Annotated in this window: 16 protein-coding genes; 9 read left to right on the top strand and 7 right to left on the bottom strand. The window is 55.5% G+C overall.

Translation table 11 applies throughout. The features are described 5' to 3' along the window. Positions 1–39 precede the first annotated feature (39 nt). The 4 genes from BQ8290_RS03085 to rpsF all read right to left on the bottom strand — a co-directional run bounded on the left by BQ8290_RS03085 (position 40) and on the right by rpsF (position 2,899). On the bottom strand, positions 40–1,488 hold the full coding sequence (locus tag BQ8290_RS03085; RefSeq protein ID WP_108787529.1) for an AMP nucleosidase: 1,449 nt from the start codon (positions 1,486–1,488) through the stop codon (positions 40–42). Positions 1,489–1,650: 162 nt separating this feature from the next. After that, entirely contained in the window at positions 1,651–2,295 is a 645-nt protein-coding gene (rplI, locus tag BQ8290_RS03080) for a 50S ribosomal protein L9 (RefSeq protein WP_108787527.1), read from the bottom strand. A 14-nt stretch (positions 2,296–2,309) separates the two neighbouring features. Beyond that, positions 2,310–2,534 carry a 30S ribosomal protein S18 gene (gene rpsR / locus BQ8290_RS03075; protein WP_108787525.1) on the bottom strand — a complete coding sequence of 75 codons (225 nt, stop codon included), beginning with the start codon at positions 2,532–2,534 and terminating at the stop codon, positions 2,310–2,312. Next, a complete protein-coding gene (gene rpsF / locus BQ8290_RS03070; RefSeq protein ID WP_108791821.1) occupies positions 2,534–2,899 on the bottom strand; it encodes a 30S ribosomal protein S6 in 366 nt (121 codons plus the stop codon). The genes rpsR and rpsF overlap by 1 nt, the downstream gene beginning before the upstream one ends. Before the next feature lie 198 nt (positions 2,900–3,097). Here rpsF and BQ8290_RS03065 point away from each other — a divergent pair, with 198 nt between their 5' ends. Further along, positions 3,098–4,039, top strand: coding sequence for a DUF808 family protein (locus tag BQ8290_RS03065; protein ID WP_108787523.1), 942 nt, complete (start codon positions 3,098–3,100; stop codon positions 4,037–4,039). A gap of 10 nt (positions 4,040–4,049) precedes the next feature. On the opposite strand, the gene BQ8290_RS03060 is transcribed toward BQ8290_RS03065, so the two are convergent. The 3 genes from BQ8290_RS03060 to BQ8290_RS03050 all read right to left on the bottom strand — a co-directional run bounded on the left by BQ8290_RS03060 (position 4,050) and on the right by BQ8290_RS03050 (position 7,408). Continuing rightward, positions 4,050–5,576: an AMP-binding protein gene (locus tag BQ8290_RS03060; RefSeq protein ID WP_108787521.1), complete on the bottom strand. Its 1,527-nt coding sequence runs from the start codon at positions 5,574–5,576 to the stop codon at positions 4,050–4,052. 81 nt (positions 5,577–5,657) lie between these two features. Further along, positions 5,658–5,942, bottom strand: coding sequence for a hypothetical protein (locus tag BQ8290_RS03055; RefSeq protein ID WP_337660953.1), 285 nt, complete (start codon positions 5,940–5,942; stop codon positions 5,658–5,660). An 11-nt stretch (positions 5,943–5,953) separates the two neighbouring features. Continuing rightward, the gene (locus BQ8290_RS03050; RefSeq protein ID WP_108787519.1) at positions 5,954–7,408 is read right to left on the bottom strand and encodes a Mur ligase family protein; all 1,455 of its coding nucleotides are present in this window, start codon (positions 7,406–7,408) and stop codon (positions 5,954–5,956) included. Positions 7,409–7,464: 56 nt separating this feature from the next. Here BQ8290_RS03050 and BQ8290_RS03045 point away from each other — a divergent pair, with 56 nt between their 5' ends. The 8 genes from BQ8290_RS03045 (at position 7,465) to fabG (ending at position 15,132) form a co-directional block, all read left to right on the top strand. Further along, positions 7,465–8,295: an LD-carboxypeptidase gene (locus tag BQ8290_RS03045; protein ID WP_108787517.1), complete on the top strand. Its 831-nt coding sequence runs from the start codon at positions 7,465–7,467 to the stop codon at positions 8,293–8,295. Positions 8,296–8,322: 27 nt separating this feature from the next. Continuing rightward, positions 8,323–9,264, top strand: coding sequence for an ACP S-malonyltransferase (gene fabD, locus BQ8290_RS03040; RefSeq protein ID WP_108787515.1), 942 nt, complete (start codon positions 8,323–8,325; stop codon positions 9,262–9,264). A 407-nt stretch (positions 9,265–9,671) separates the two neighbouring features. Continuing rightward, positions 9,672–10,778 (top strand): RNA ligase RtcB family protein, encoded by a 1,107-nt coding sequence (locus BQ8290_RS03035; protein WP_337661485.1) that lies wholly within the window; start codon positions 9,672–9,674, stop codon positions 10,776–10,778. After that, positions 10,775–11,395 carry a peptide chain release factor H gene (gene prfH / locus BQ8290_RS03030; RefSeq protein WP_108787511.1) on the top strand — a complete coding sequence of 207 codons (621 nt, stop codon included), beginning with the start codon at positions 10,775–10,777 and terminating at the stop codon, positions 11,393–11,395. The genes BQ8290_RS03035 and prfH overlap by 4 nt, the downstream gene beginning before the upstream one ends. A gap of 379 nt (positions 11,396–11,774) precedes the next feature. Then, on the top strand, positions 11,775–12,248 hold the full coding sequence (locus BQ8290_RS03025; RefSeq protein ID WP_337660952.1) for a GNAT family N-acetyltransferase: 474 nt from the start codon (positions 11,775–11,777) through the stop codon (positions 12,246–12,248). 153 nt (positions 12,249–12,401) lie between these two features. Next, positions 12,402–13,682 carry an NAD(P)H-binding protein gene (locus tag BQ8290_RS03020; RefSeq protein WP_108787507.1) on the top strand — a complete coding sequence of 427 codons (1,281 nt, stop codon included), beginning with the start codon at positions 12,402–12,404 and terminating at the stop codon, positions 13,680–13,682. Positions 13,683–13,693: 11 nt separating this feature from the next. Next, on the top strand, positions 13,694–14,155 hold the full coding sequence (locus BQ8290_RS03015) for a DUF2269 family protein (RefSeq protein ID WP_337660951.1): 462 nt from the start codon (positions 13,694–13,696) through the stop codon (positions 14,153–14,155). Between the two features lie 212 nt (positions 14,156–14,367). Further along, entirely contained in the window at positions 14,368–15,132 is a 765-nt protein-coding gene (gene fabG / locus BQ8290_RS03010) for a 3-oxoacyl-[acyl-carrier-protein] reductase (protein WP_108787505.1), read from the top strand.

Here is a 15,132-nt window from a genome sequence, read left to right as displayed (position 1 = left end):
GGATGAGTACCGCGCTTACTCTTTTTGACGTTTGCTACGTTACCTAAACGGCGGTTCGTTAAAGGCGCGCAATTTGCGGCTGTGCAAACGGTCGCCTTCATCGCGCAGGCTGGCCACGGCCTGAAGGCCGATTTGAAGGTGAGCTGCGATAGCCTCTTCGTAAAATTTGTTGGCCTGTCCGGGCAATTTGATCTCACCATGCAGCGGCTTGTCCGAGACGCAGAGCAATGTGCCGTAAGGAACGCGGAAACGGTATCCTTGCGCCGCAATGGTCGCGCTTTCCATCTCCACTGCGATGGCGCGGCTTTGAGAGAAGCGCTTGGCGCTCGAAGAATAGTGCAATTCCCAATTGCGATCATCGGTGGTGACGACGGTGCCAGTGCGCATGCGCTGTTTGAGGTTGGCGCCTTGGACGCCGGAAACCTGCTCGGCAGCGATTGCGAGCGCCTGTTGCACTTCGGCAATGGGAGGGATTGGGATTTCGGGGGGCAAAACGTTGTCGAGTACGTGGTCATCGCGCAGATAAGCGTGAGCGAGCACGAAGTCGCCGATCCGTTGGCTGGACCGGACGCCGCCACAGTGACCGATCATCATCCATGCATGCGGGCGAAGAACGGCCAAGTGATCGCAGATAGTCTTGGCGTTGGAAGGGCCAACGCCGATATTGACCAGCGTGATCCCGCGATTGTCCGCCCGTTTAAGGTGATAGGCGGGCATTTGGTGTTTGCGCCACGCCGTGTCGTTCAATTGTTCCTGCGCGTTTTCGGCCGGGTCGGAGATATCCAATCCGCCTGCACCGCTTAGTCCAGTGTAACCGGTTCCGCGTTCATTCGGGCCGATCTGCTTTGCACCCCAATTAACGAATTCATCGACATAGCGATGGTAGTTAGTGAATAGGATAAAGTCCTGAAAATCTTCAACCTTTGTCCCAGTGTAATGGGCAAGGCGCGCCAGTGAATAATCGGTTCGCAGCCCATCAAAGAGTGAGAGCGGCATGTCTGCTTCATCATCAAATTCGATTCCATCGGCCAACTCATCGCCGATCAAAGACAGGTCAGTGGATGGAAAATGCTGAGCAATTTCCGAGGGGGCGATCCCCTGCATTGCGGCCCCGGCATCGCCATCAAGGACATAGGGAAACGGAATTTCCTGGCGCGACCGTTCAACCGTTACGTCGATCTCATATTCGGTTGAAATCAATTCCAATTGTTCTGCCAAATAGCGTGCAAACAAATCGGGCCGCGTGATGGTGGTGGTGTAGGTGCCCATCATTTCTAATCGACCAAATGCACGGCTGCGATCTTGTGGCTCTCCCACCCCCGAATAGTGCAAGGTCAATTGCGGATAGGCATAGCTGCCGTCCTCACGCTTTCGCGCAGGGGGGATCGTGCCCTTTTGACCAAATGCGATGACGTCATTGCGAAGGGCAGTGACGGCGTCGCTGTAATGTTGCTGCAATTGTTCGAGGATGTTGGAAATTGGAGTCATTCAGTTCGCCTAGCTTGTTAAATACTGTGTTTCAAACGGCCCAAAAGGGCCAAAGTTTCTTTGTGTTGAGGCTTTAGATGGGGCCTCTTAATGGCTTTTACAAAAAGGGCGCAGAGATCGAATGATCTCCGCGCCCATTTTTGTAGCAAAAGAAAGCGACGATTATGCGTCGTCTTCGCTCGTTTCTTCGGTCGCTTCAGCGGCTTCGCCTTCTGGAGCGTCAAGCAATTCAGCGGGGATTTCGCCCGGCTCAAGGCTTGGGTCGATGCGGTTGGCATCGGCTTGCTCTTCGATCTCGCGTTGCTCATCAGCGAACATTTGAGCGAGAACGTCGACGCCTTGCGATTGCAATTCAGCTTCGTCGTCCGAACGGGCGACGTTAGCTTTGACGGTGACGTGCACTTCTGGGTGCAAAGCGACGGTCACATCGTGCATGCCGATCAATTTGATCGGAGCGCCCAAAATGACTTGTTTCTTGTCAACTTCGTGGCCGAGTTCGGCAAGACCAGCGACCATGTCGCGGACGCTAACCGAACCGTACAGCTGACCGGCGTTGGAAGCGGCACGGATCAAAACGACCTCTGCGCCTTCAACTTTACCGCCCGATGCTTCTGCAACGGTGCGCTTCTCAGCGTTCTCTTTTTCGAGGCGCTCACGGTTCGCTTCGAACACGGCTTTGTTGGCGTTGTTCGCGCGCAGGGCTTTCTTCTGTGGCAGAAGGAAGTTGCGAGCGTAGCCGTCTTTCACAGTGACAACGTCACCGATCGTGCCGAGCTTTTCGATCCGCTCAAGGAGAATGATATCCATTGTGTCTTCTCCTCTTACTTAACAATGTACGGCAAAAGGCCGATGTGACGTGAACGCTTGATCGCTTTGGCGAGCTCACGCTGCTTCTTTGCAGAAACGGCGGTGATGCGCGACGGTACGATTTTACCACGCTCAGACATGAAGCCTTGGAGAAGGCGCACGTCTTTGTAATCGATTTTTGGGGCGTCCTTACCCGAAAACGGGCAGGATTTGCGGCGGCGGAAAAACGGGCGGGCCATCAGTCGCGCTCCTCACGGTCGGAACGGCGCTTACGATCGCGCTCGTTCTTGCGCATCATTACGCTTGGACCATCTTCGTGCTCTTCGACACGGATAGTCATGTAGCGAATGACGTCTTCGTTGATACGGGTTTGGCGCTCAAGCTCGGCTACGACGGCGCCAGGGCCTTCGATATTGAGCATTACAAAGTGCGCCTTACGGTTGCGTTCGATTTTGTAGGCGAGACCTTTCAGGCCCCATGTCTCGGTCTTAGTGACCTTGCCTTCGTTCGCTTCGACGATTTCGGTCGCCGCGGCCGCCAGCGCGTCCACTTGAGCTTGGCTCAAATCCTGACGCGCGAGGAAGATATGCTCATAAAGAGCCATCTTGCTTCCTTTCACATTTATGCCGATCGTTGGCTGGTCCGCGCGGATCGCGGGGCCCCTCCGGCTTTCTTGACACCACTCTTTAAAAGAGCGGATGCGCGCACATACCGATTTTGGTGGGGTTTGCAAGCTTTGTGAACTTGCGGAACCGCCATCTTTGGTGGCAGTTGGGGACGAAAGAACAGGGGAACCCACGCAATGCCATCAGGTTTGGTCGCACTCTTTGACGATGTCGCCGTAATCGCGCGCGCCGCTGCCGCTTCGGTTGATGACATCGCCGCCGCTGCGGGCCGCGCGGGCTCAAAAACCGCTGGCGTTGTGATTGACGATGCAGCGGTCACGCCCAGCTATGTCACTGGGCTTTCTCCCGCGCGTGAATTGCCTATCATATGGGCCATCACAAAGGGCAGTTTATTCAACAAATTGATAATCTTACTGCCCGGTGCGATATTGTTATCCGAATTTCTGCCGTGGCTCATAATATGGATATTGATGCTGGGCGGGGCGTTCCTTTGTTACGAGGGCGCGGAAAAGGTGATGGAAAAGCTGGGCGGAGCAAAGCACGGCAAAACGGTTGAAGACGAGATCACCGATCCAGCGGCTTTTGAAAAGCAACGGATCGCCGGGGCAGTGCGTACCGATTTGATTCTCTCTGCCGAAATTATGGCGATCACTTTGAGCGAGCTGGACTTGGCCGTTTGGTGGGAACGCGCCGCGGCGTTGGCGATCGTTGCCGTGGCGGTGACCGTGGTGGTGTACGGCGCGGTCGCGATCATTGTTAAAATGGACGATGTCGGATTGGCGTTGACCAAAAAAGACAGCAGCACAGCGCAGAATTTCGGCCACTTCCTCGTGAACGCTGTGCCGAAACTTTTGATCGCTTTGTCGTTCATTGGAACGATCGCGATGCTTTGGGTCGGTGGCGGAATTATCGTGCACGGGACACACGAAGTCGGCTTTGATCTGTTGTACGATATTGCCCATGGCGCAGAATATTGGATCGCCGGAGTTACTGGCGCGCTTTCGGGTGTTGCCGGATGGTTCACTTATGCCGCGATATCCGGAGTTATCGGCCTTGCATTGGGCGCAGTCATCGCCTTCGTTTTGCACAAAGTCATCGGTTATGAGGGCGCGCACTGATTGATGATGATTATGTGGCCTGATCGGGGCTGACAGGGCGTTCTGACAATTCCTTGCGTTGCAGCTTTCCAATGGGATCACGCGGCAATGAATCGACAAATTCGATGTAGCGCGGGCGTTTGTATCCTGCGATTTTGCCCTTGAAGCGCGCGGTGATCTCTTCGCGTGATAGCTCCGCCTCTGGGGTCAGCACGACGAAGGCTTTGACCGCTTCGCCCCATTGTTTGTCCGGCACGCCGCAACACCCCGCATCGACAACCTCTAGCATGTCGGCGAAGACGGCATCGACCTCGGCCGGGTAGACGTTTTCGCCGCCGGTTTTGATCAGCTCTTTCTCTCGACCGAGCAAATATCCCAATCCAAGATCGTCCATCGTGCCCAGATCGCCGGTGCGCAGCCATCCATGGCCCAAGGCTGCTTTGGTCGCCTCGGGATTGCGCCAATATCCCAACATGACGGATGGACCGCGCAGGCAAATCTCGCCTTCTTCACCCGGCTGCACCTTGTTTCCTTCTGGGTCGAGGATCGTCATTTCAACATGCGGCATGGTCCAACCGATGGAGCGGGGGTGGTCCAGCATGTCGCCATAATCGATGAAGGTGGCAAAGCCGCACACCTCGGTCTGGCCATATCCGCCCACAACACGCGCATCCCAATCGCGTTCAATAAATTCGTACATTTGCGGTTTGCCCATGCCCGCGCCGCCGGTGTAATTGGTAAGCGGCATGATACCTTCGCGCACCGGTTCCATTTCCAACCATGGGAAACAGATAGTGGGAAATGCACTTGTCGTGGTGCAAGCCTCGCGGTGGAGTAAATCTAAAATGGCGGCGTTGTCATCATCGCGCCCGGCAAACACGCTGCACCCACCGCAGGCTAGCATGGCGGCGACCTGCTGCATCCCAACGACATGGAACAGCGGATTGACCGAGAGCAATCGATCTTCCTTGGTAAAGTCCCGCCGAACGGCAAAACCCATCGCAGAGGACGCCACTGCGTCGCCCGATTGCAGGCATCCTTTGGGCCTCCCTGTCGTGCCGCTGGTGTACATCATGTATAATGGGCGATCCGGCTCCAATTCGGGCAGGGTTGGTTTGGACGGTGTTTTTGCGACTATGGTTTCAAACGCACCGCGTGGATCATGATGTTCGTCCACCAAGACAATCTCACCCGCATCTGCGGCGTCCAAAAGCGATTCAAACCGCGGATTGGCGAAGGTCATGCTGAGTTCGGCATTCCCCGCGATCCACGCAATCTCTGCCGGAGCCAGCCGCCAATTGAGCAGAACCGCAATCGCGCCAATTCGCCCACAGGCCAGCAATATGATGAGATAGGGTGATCCGTCCGTGAGTAGGATAGCCACGCGATCACCGGGGGCCACATCCTTACCAATCAACCACGCGGCAAGCTCATCGACCCGCTGATTCAATTGCGCATAGGTCAATCGCTGCGCACCATCGACGCTTGCCTCCCTCTTGGCGTGTTGGGTGGCGCATGCTTTGAACAGCGTATCGAGCGAAAAATCGTGGGCTTTCATGCTCAGAGATCTAACGCGTCACAGGCACACTCTCCATAACCTAAATTGCCCAGAGAGAGGCATAGTCGCCCGTGGGGCAATTCAATCGGCTTGCGTTACGTCGGTGCCGCATTTTGAGCACTGACGGTTGGGCCAAGGCACAACGAACATTCCGCGAAAAAACAGGTTCTTGTCGCAAGTCGGACAATTGAATTTCAACATTCGGGCGTTCGCAGCGACCAAGCCGATAATTGCTACGCCGAATGCGATGCTTGAATGGCCGAAGAACCGTTCCACCACGACGACAAATAGGATCGCCAAGGCCAGCGCACCGGCCATAAACCACGCATGGCGTCGGGCGCGCTCGTATATGTTGATACCGGTCATTGCATGCGCCTCTATTCGCCGTTTGGGCGAAAGCTGACACGCTCAAACACGGCTTGGGCGAATTCGGTCAACGTGTCATCGCGTGCGCCCATGATGACGATGCGGTCGCCGGGTTCGGCCATGTCCACGATGCGATCACCGCAATCGTTTCTATCGGCGATATGTTCGGCAGCGGCGCCTTGCCCAGCGATCAGGGCGATGATCCGTTCGGTACCCTCGCTGCGATCAACGGTGCCGCCAAAATAGACCGGGTCGCACATGATCGTCACATCGCCATCGCCCAATTCGCGTGCAAATGTGTCTGCTAATTCATCGCCCATTTGTTTGAGCGGCCCGTATCCGTGCGGTTGAAAGAAGGCGATCACGCGTCCCGACGTCGCCTTTAGCGTGCGCAAAGTGGCAGCGCATTTTTCGGGATTGTGGCCAAAATCATCGATCAGGGTGATGTCGTCTTGGGTGGTCCCGATGACATCGAAGCGCCTGCCCAATCCTTTGAACGATGCGAGCGCATGGGTCGCCTTTGCCACGTCTATGCCCGCCGCGCCGACCGCGGCAATCGCGGCGAGGGCGTTGGACAAATTGTGGCGGCCTGGCATGGGCAGGGTCAGAGGCGCGACCTCGCGGCTGCGATTGTCGATAACGATTGCGCTGATGCCAAAGGCGGTCTCTTCGATGGAGCCGGGCTCTATCGCAATATCGGCCGCGTCATTGTTCACCGCAAAACCGACGGAATTGGTGGTCCGGCGGGCCAAAAGCTGGGCTTCGTCGTTGTCATAATTGATCACCGCGCATCCGGATTCTGCAACGTAATCGCCGAACAATCCGCGCAATTCCTCGATCGATTTGTGGTCCAAGCTGACATTCAACAACACGCCAATGGTGGGCTTGTACAACGCGATGGATCCGTCGCTTTCATCAACTTCGCTGACGAAAATGCGTGGGTTGCCAATGCGTGCACTAGCAAAGGGATTGGCGTCACTGACAAAGTTTTTCATGACCGCGCCGTTCATCACGGTGGGGTCATAGCCGCCTTCGGATAGGATCCATGCGATCATTCCGGTGACGGTTGATTTCCCGGATGTGCCACCAACCGCGATCGAATAACCGGCATCGTTGAACAACGCCGATAGCAATTCGGCGCGGCTCATCCGTTGGCATCCCAATTCGCGGGCCTTGGCGACTTCAGGAACCGTGTCCTCTACCGCTGCAGACGCAATCAAGATCTGATCCGACGATGCAATGCCGCTACCGTCTTGAGGGTGCAGGGCGAACCCGTTTTCGGTTAGCCACGCGAATTTCCCCGGCGTGCGGCCTTGATCATAGGATCGATCCGATCCTGCCACATCATGCCCAAAGCCAAGCGCAATTTGCGCCAGAGGCAACATGCCTGAACCGCCTATCCCGCAAAAGAAGAATGGGCGTCCAGAAAGGTCATGGGTTGGCGATAAAGCGTCGATATCTGACATGGTTTCTGTGGTTATTGGCTTGCAAGGACACTGACAAGCGCCATAGGCTGAAATCCATGACGAATATCGCGATTTGTGCACCAGCAACGCCGATCACCCGTGACCATGCCGCCGCATTGGAGGCTTTGGTGGCGGAAGAGTTTCCTGCGCATCGGGTAACCTTCCATGATCAATGCTTTGCATCGCAGGGGCATTTTGCGGGCGATGATCTCACCCGGCTCACCGCTTTGCTCGATTGTGCGAACGATCCGGCCTTTGATGCGGTGTGGTTTGCGAAAGGCGGATACGGTTCCAACCGCATAGCGGAGGCGGCGGTCGCGCAAATGAACGCGTCGGCGCAGGCCAAGACCTATGTAGGCTTTTCCGATTGCGGATACTTGCTTGCCGCCTTGTACCGAGCGGGCATTGGACAATGCGCGCATGGATCGATGCCGGTTAGCGCGCGTTCCGACACTGGACGAGAGGCGGTTCGCCGCGTTTTGCGTTGGTTCGGCGGGGACAATTCGGGACTTGAACCCAGCCTCGACGGGGTTACCCCGGCGGCGGCGTTCAATCTTATTACGTTGTCCATGTTGGCCAAGACCCCGATCATGCCCGACCTTTCTGGCCATATCTTGATGGTCGAAGAAGTCAGCGAGCACCTTTACGCCATCGATCGTATGTTCTTTGCGTTGGCTGGCAGCCTGCCGCGCCTTGCGGGCCTGCGCCTGGGGGCAATCACAGCGGTGCCGGAAAACTATGTAGAATTTGGACAAGGCGAAGAAGACATCGCCAAATATTGGTGCGACCGGGCCGGCATTCCCTATCTGGGCCGCGCCGATATTGGTCACACGGCTTCCAACAAGGTTGTGCCCTTCGGACTTGCAGGGCCAGCGGGCGCGGCTTAACGGCCCTTCGCAACAGGAGATTTCACAATGCACGCATTCGTATTCCCGGGGCAGGGCAGTCAAAAAGTCGGCATGGGCACAGACCTCGCCGCCGCCAGCAGTGCAGCGCGCGCGGTGTTTGAAGAGGTTGATGATGCACTGGGCATGAAATTGTCCGCGATCATGGCCGATGGGCCAGAGGATCAACTTACCCTGACCGAGAATGCGCAACCCGCGATTATGGCCAACGCGATTGCGACCCTGCGCGTGTTGGAAAGCGAATTTGGCGTGAAGTTGGCCGACCATGCTTCGTGTGTCGCGGGACACTCCCTTGGCGAATACACCGCCCTTTGCGCGGTTGGCGCGTTTGATTTGGCGACAACGGCGCGGCTGTTGAAATTGCGCGGTTCCGCCATGCAGGCCGCTGTCCCGGTCGGGGTCGGCGCGATGGCGGCGTTGCTAGGCGCGGATATTGAAAAAGCGACTGCATTGGCGGAAGCTGCGGCAGACGGGGAAGTGTGCGAAGTCGCCAACGACAATGATCCCGGTCAGGTCGTAATTTCGGGTCACAAAGGCGCGATTGAGCGCGCTGCTTCTATGGTCAAGGATCATGGAATTAAACGCGGCATTTTGCTGCCTGTGTCTGCACCGTTCCATTGTTCCTTGATGCAGCCAGCGGCCGACCGCATGGCAGAGGCTCTTTCTGAGAATGCACCGGGCGCGATGTCAGTGCCTCTGTTTGCCAATGTCACTGCAGCGAAAGTCACCGATCCTGCTGAAGAGCAAGCTCTGCTCGTACAGCAAGTCACAGGCCGTGTGCGCTGGCGCGAAAGCGTCGCTGCGATGCATGCCGACGGCGTTAACAGCTTCGTTGAACTGGGCGGCAAAGTGCTCAGCCCGATGATCAAGAAAATTGCCGGTGAAGCGCAGACGACGAGCCTGATTTCGATGGAAGATTTGGAAGGGTTTGCCAAAGATATCGGGGGCTAAACATTCTGAGGTCAGATTGCATGCAAGAAGGGTCTGCTTTCAGGTCCATCCGGATTAGGCTGGATTGTCCGCAATTGGGGGTGATAGTGGACGATGGCGCTGTGCCAGGACGTAGCTCAAAAGCGGTAATTGATGATGGCACCCATTGCTTAGCCCGGTTATGCTCGAAGAAACCAAATACAGATCATACTTGATTTTTTAGCAGGCCGAGCTTATCCGCCCACGCAGAAGTAAATTGTTCGATAGAAAAGAGAGGAGTGTATCATGCGAAATAACCAGTCATCACATGGAACCACTCCGATATTCTTTGATATTCAGGAACAATTGTCATGGGCAATTCCTTTGAAGGTGAGCGTGCTCACCTAACTACTTCCTGTGGTCATCAGACCACAAACACCACTCATAAAATTGCAAATGTTCGGGTCATTGCATCCGACAAGAGTTGGATCGAGCAATCCGCGATTGATCAACTGAATCAAACCGCAACGTTGAAAGGCATTGAGGAAGCTGTCGGCTTGCCCGATTTGCATGCTGGTCGCGGCATACCAATCGGTGCTGCCTTCTGGTCGACAACACATGCCTATCCGCATTTGGTGGGTAACGATATCGGCTGCGGCATGGCGCTGTGGCAGACGGACATTCGCACCAAGAAATTCAAGCTGGACCGGGCGGTGAAACGTCTGACCGATTTGGATGGACCTTGGTCCGGCGATCAAGCGTCGCGGCTAGCGGAGATTGGTCTTCCGGCGGAACTAGGCGGCGATGCGCTTGGTACGATTGGTGGAGGCAATCACTTTGCTGAATTTCTTGCGGTCGAAGACGTGTTTTGCGAGCACAAATTCACCGCGGGTGGCTTTGAAGTCGCCTGTGCAATGCTGCTCGTCCACAGCGGATCGCGCGGGTTAGGGCAAGCAACGCTTGAGAGTCACCTTAGGCAATCCGGGACCAGTGGCCTTGAAGTAAACGGCGATGCCTTTGCAGCCTATCGCGACCGGCACGATCAGGCGATGAATTGGGCGGAACTCAACCGGCAGATTATCGCTGAACGGTTTCTCGACCGGTTGAATGCAAGCGGTGACCGTAAGCTGGACATTTTTCACAACAGCCTAACGCCGCACAACGATGGCTGGCTTCATCGCAAAGGCGCCGCACCGGCAGACAAGGGCTTGGTTGTCATACCGGGGTCGCGCGGGACGATGAGCTATCTTGTCTCACCAACCAATAACGCAGAGAAAATGAACCATGCTCTGCACTCGCTTGCGCATGGAGCCGGACGGAAATGGGCGCGTAGCGATGCGAAAGCAAAGCTGTCCAATCGCTATAAGCAAAGCGAGCTAGAGCGCACTGAACTTGGTGGACGCGTAATCTGTGAGGACAAAAACCTGATCTTCGAGGAGGCCCCGCAAGCCTACAAGAATATCGAAGGTGTTATCGCTGATTTGGTGGAGGCCGGACTCATCGAAGTGGTCGCTGTTCTGCGCCCGATGATCAGCTACAAGATGAGGCGTGCATGAGCGATATCATTCTTCATCTGTCATCCGGGCATGGCCCAAAAGAATGCGAGTGGGTGATTGCTCGGTTGGCAGAGAAATTCGCAACGGAAGCATCAGCCGAGGGACTAAAATGCGAGCTTGTCGATAACGATGCCGCCACAGCTGGATCGCTGCTGATGCGTGTTTCGGGTAGGCAAGAAAACGAATTTGCAGCTGCTCGGGTAGGAAGCATAAGGTGGGTCGGAGCCAGTCCGTTCCGGCCCAAGCACAAACGCAAAAACTGGTATGTCGGCGTGCGATCACTTTCTGGCCCGGATCAGATGCCTGATCTCAAAGATGCCGATATCAAATTCAAGGCTATTCGGGCGTCAGGCCCCGGCGGACAGCATGTCAACAAGACCGATAGCGCTGTCCGCGCCACCCATATCCCGACCGGCCTAACCAGCGTCTCTCAAGATCAACGATCACAATTTGCGAACAAAAAGATCGCCCGCCTCAGACTATCGCTTCTGCTTGAGGAAAAGCGTGAAAGAGCTGAGGCTGCCGCCAAAGGCAGCATGTGGAGCGAGAACCGAGACCTTGAACGCGGAAATGAGGTACGATGTTACGAAGGGCCTAAATTCAAATTGCGGCGTTGATTGACTTTGAGTGCCGAAGTTTGACCTCATCGAATTAGCTACGCTCAACCATCGAACGTTCGCAATTGGGTCGTTAACGGACAGTTTGCTCTTCGTTCAAGAGTTTGCAGGACTGAATGTTTCGTTTCAAGGAACACCGAGCCCAATTTCACTGCCCGCAATTTAGATGGGGGGCAGGCACCATTTGGTCTCCGCTTAAAGCAGTCTTTGGGCTGGTTAGATGCAGCCGCTGATCGCAAGGATTAGCAAAGCCGATGATCCAGCATCCAACCGAGCGGACATGATCCCACATTGTCGCGACTTCAATGCCCGACAGATCTTTATGGGGGGCGCATTTCTGCGTTAATGGGGTATGAGATCGTTGAGGGAGAAATGCCCGATGACCGTACCCGGGAAAAACGCAGGATCAATTTCGCACCAACCCGGCAAAGCGGCTGAGTTCGAACTGCATTGGATCAATGCCGACAACGCCCACCTCCTGGAAAATGTTGCCGCCGGGGTTTTTGATGAGGCGATCGTCCCAGCCCGCTTAATGGCGTACTTGGCAAACCCGGCGAATATGATGTGCGTCGCGATGTCGGGTGACCTAGTGGTCGGCATGGTCATGTGCGTCGTCCACCTTCATCCTGACAAACCGACCGAGCTATACCTTGACGAGATCGGCACAGGGGACGTTTGGCGCAGGCAAGGCGTCGCGCGCGCCTTGATGCTCAAAGTGTTTGAGCGCGCCGATGACGAGGATATTGAAGAGATTTGGTTGGGAACAGAGCCCGACAACACGCCCGCAATAGGCTTATATGAGAGCTTTGGGGTCAAGCCAGAGAAGGCCTTGATCTATTATCTCGACTGGTAAAGGGGTGACCAAAGTCCAGATGAGCAATAGCCACCCGATCAAAGAGTAGCCACAATGCGGGCGGCTCCAAAAGCAGTAATTCGTGGTTGAGAGCTGGTTTTTCGCCAAACAAATGATGCAATCGGGCTATTCTTACTAAGACTGGAATTGCAGATGCGAATAATGGTGTTGGGTGCTGGCGGATTTATAGGCCGTCATATCGTATCAGACCTTTTGGCAAAGGGGCACGATGTCGTGGGCGTAGTGCGCAGTGCGGGAAACCTGCCTGATGCATTCCCTTCGGTTGACTTTGACGAATTGGACTTGGCCACCGCCACTGATGAAGCCGATTGGTGCGATCGTCTCCACAACGTGGACTGTGTCGTCAACGCAGCGGGCATTTTAAGAGGGCGTCAGATGGAGGCGATCCATGTGGATTTCCCTAAGGCGCTCAACTCTGCCGCGTCAAAGGTTGGGGTGACGCAGATAGTTCTTATTTCTGCGATCAGTGCCCGCGACAATGTGACGACCGATTATTCTGTTGCCAAACTGAACGGGGAAGTAGCACTGCGCGATACCGATTTGGATTGGACAATCCTTCGGCCTTCCTTGGTCTACGGCGACGGAAGTTACGGTGGAACCTCTTTGATCAGAGGTATGGCGGGTATACCGTTTCTTACTCCAATACCCGGCGACGGTGAATTCCCATTCACGCCGATTCATGTGCGGGATTTGGCGCGCAGTGTAACGTTGATTTGCGGGAATGAGGGCTTTTCTAAACAGGTCTTAGAACCGGTTGGCCCTGAAACGATCAACCTCAAGCAATTGCTTGGACGCTATCGCGCATGGCTTGGCATGGGGCGACCGCGGTTTGTGCCTGTTCCTATGCCATTGATGCGTGTCGCAGGCCGTATTGGCGACTTTGTCGGCACAGGGCCGATCTCGACCAACAGTCTGTCACAGCTTGCCGCCGGCAATGCCGGCGACAGCGTGGCCTATGCCAAAGCGATTGGATTCACGCCGCGCCGATTGGACGATGCGCTTTTGGCGCGCCCTGCGCAGGTTCAAGATCGCTGGCATGCTAAACTGTTCTTTCTCGGGCCCGCAATCACCACGATTTTAGTCATTCTTTGGCTGGCATCGGCATGGCTTGGCCTGTTTCATGGGCGTGTTGCGACGCAGGAACTTGCCGCTTCCTTTGGGTCGGCCAACCATATGATCGCACCGCTACAGATCGGCGCTAGCCTCGCCGATATTGCAATAGCGGCCCTTGTTTTGTTCGATCAAAAGGGACGATGGAGCACCGGAGTGCAACTGCTTTTTGTGGTCGGCTACACAGTAGTGATCAGCGCGGCCTCGCCGCAATTGTGGCTCGATCCGATGGGACCATTGTTAAAAAACCTGCCCATAGTGATGCTCATCGCAGTTCATGGCGCGATCAAGGATAACCGATGATGGACTTGTATATGGTGGTCAAAACCCTGCACATCATCAGCAGCACGGTGCTGTTTGGCTTTGGCGCAGGGACGGCTTGGTATTTTTGGAACGCCCATCTAACGCGGGAGCCTGCTCTTATTGCCAGCGTGGGGCGCATGGTGGTCAAAGCCGATTGGATTTTTACAGGCACCAGCGGTGTCGTTCAGCCTGTCAGCGGACTATGGCTGGTTTACCATTCGGGTCACACGCTGACTGAGCCTTGGCTGCTTGTTAGCTACGTCCTTTATATCACTGCATTTCTATGTTGGGCACCTGTGGTGCGTCTGCAAATTAAGGCGCAACGATTGGCAGAAGAAGCGCAAGATATCCATCAACCGCTTGGGTCAGATTACGAACGCGTGATGCTTCAGTGGTTTGCGCTGGGTTGGCCAGCATTTTTAGGGCTGGTGACGGTGTTTTGGCTGATGACTAGCAAGCCGCTCCTTTGGTGATTGGGGCCGAATAAACTCGGTGGTGGTTTAGGCTGCGGCTCGATTTCGCGGATACCAGGTGCCATCGAAAGCGACCGAATGAATGGTCGCTAAACAGCGCCTAGGCGGATCAACTTTGCACACGAATCATTGTGCGATGCGCGCCTGATCGGTTGACCGTGGATGGCTTGGCGCGCAACAGAGCTGCAATTGATATTGTATGGTGAGGTTACATGTTTCAACTCAACGGAATGAACGCGCTGGTCACGGGCGCAAGCGGCGGAATTGGTTCGGCGATTGCGATCGCATTGGCGAAACAGGGCGCCCGCGTTGCGCTTTCGGGATCGAATGGCGACAAATTGCGCGCCTTTCGCGAACAATTGATGTCAGAGGTCGGTTCACCCGACGATGGCGATCACGTGGAGATCACCTGCAATCTTTCCGATAGCACGCAGGTCGATGAACTGATCCCTGCAACGGTCCATACATTGGGAGGGATAGATATTCTGGTGAACAATGCCGGGATTACGCGCGACAATTTGGCGATGCGGATGAAGGATGACGAATGGGATCAGGTCATCTCCGTCAATCTCGAAGCGATTTTCCGCCTTATGCGTGCCAGCGCCCGTCCGATGATGAAAGCCCGGTTTGGCCGGATCATCAACATCACCAGCGTCGTCGGCAGCACCGGCAATCCGGGGCAAATGAACTACGCCGCGGCCAAAGCGGGCGTGACCGGCATGACCAAAAGTTTTGCGCAAGAAGTCGCATCGCGTGGCATTACCGCCAATTGCGTCGCACCGGGCTTTATCCGCACGGCCATGACGGACGAGCTTCCCGATGCACAGAAAGACGCTTTGAATGCGCGCATTCCCGCGGGCAAAATGGGCGAGGGCGATGATATAGGCGGAGCGGTGGCCTTTCTTGCCAGCCGTGAGGCGGGCTATGTCACGGGTGAAACACTGCACGTGAACGGCGGGATGGCGATGTTGGGATGA

The organism is Erythrobacter sp. Alg231-14 (genome assembly GCF_900149685.1).
GTDB lineage: Bacteria > Pseudomonadota > Alphaproteobacteria > Sphingomonadales > Sphingomonadaceae > Erythrobacter.
The sequence above is the reverse complement of the archived record's forward strand: the minus strand, read 5'-3'. Positions and strand labels throughout refer to the sequence as shown.

What these genes read in the sequence shown, in the direction of transcription:
- BQ8290_RS03085 (WP_108787529.1), bottom strand. Translation starts at nt 1,488, where the DNA reads ATGACTCCAATTTCCAACATCCTCGAACAATTGCAGCAACATTACAGC.
- rplI (WP_108787527.1), bottom strand. Translation starts at nt 2,295, where the DNA reads ATGGATATCATTCTCCTTGAGCGGATCGAAAAGCTCGGCACGATCGGT.
- rpsR (WP_108787525.1), bottom strand. Translation starts at nt 2,534, where the DNA reads ATGGCCCGCCCGTTTTTCCGCCGCCGCAAATCCTGCCCGTTTTCGGGT.
- rpsF (WP_108791821.1), bottom strand. Translation starts at nt 2,899, where the DNA reads ATGGCTCTTTATGAGCATATCTTCCTCGCGCGTCAGGATTTGAGCCAA.
- BQ8290_RS03065 (WP_108787523.1), top strand. Translation starts at nt 3,098, where the DNA reads ATGCCATCAGGTTTGGTCGCACTCTTTGACGATGTCGCCGTAATCGCG.
- BQ8290_RS03060 (WP_108787521.1), bottom strand. Translation starts at nt 5,576, where the DNA reads ATGAAAGCCCACGATTTTTCGCTCGATACGCTGTTCAAAGCATGCGCC.
- BQ8290_RS03055 (WP_337660953.1), bottom strand. Translation starts at nt 5,942, where the DNA reads ATGACCGGTATCAACATATACGAGCGCGCCCGACGCCATGCGTGGTTT.
- BQ8290_RS03050 (WP_108787519.1), bottom strand. Translation starts at nt 7,408, where the DNA reads ATGTCAGATATCGACGCTTTATCGCCAACCCATGACCTTTCTGGACGC.
- BQ8290_RS03045 (WP_108787517.1), top strand. Translation starts at nt 7,465, where the DNA reads ATGACGAATATCGCGATTTGTGCACCAGCAACGCCGATCACCCGTGAC.
- fabD (WP_108787515.1), top strand. Translation starts at nt 8,323, where the DNA reads ATGCACGCATTCGTATTCCCGGGGCAGGGCAGTCAAAAAGTCGGCATG.
- prfH (WP_108787511.1), top strand. Translation starts at nt 10,775, where the DNA reads ATGAGCGATATCATTCTTCATCTGTCATCCGGGCATGGCCCAAAAGAA.
- BQ8290_RS03025 (WP_337660952.1), top strand. Translation starts at nt 11,775, where the DNA reads ATGACCGTACCCGGGAAAAACGCAGGATCAATTTCGCACCAACCCGGC.
- BQ8290_RS03020 (WP_108787507.1), top strand. Translation starts at nt 12,402, where the DNA reads ATGCGAATAATGGTGTTGGGTGCTGGCGGATTTATAGGCCGTCATATC.
- BQ8290_RS03015 (WP_337660951.1), top strand. Translation starts at nt 13,694, where the DNA reads ATGGTGGTCAAAACCCTGCACATCATCAGCAGCACGGTGCTGTTTGGC.
- fabG (WP_108787505.1), top strand. Translation starts at nt 14,368, where the DNA reads ATGTTTCAACTCAACGGAATGAACGCGCTGGTCACGGGCGCAAGCGGC.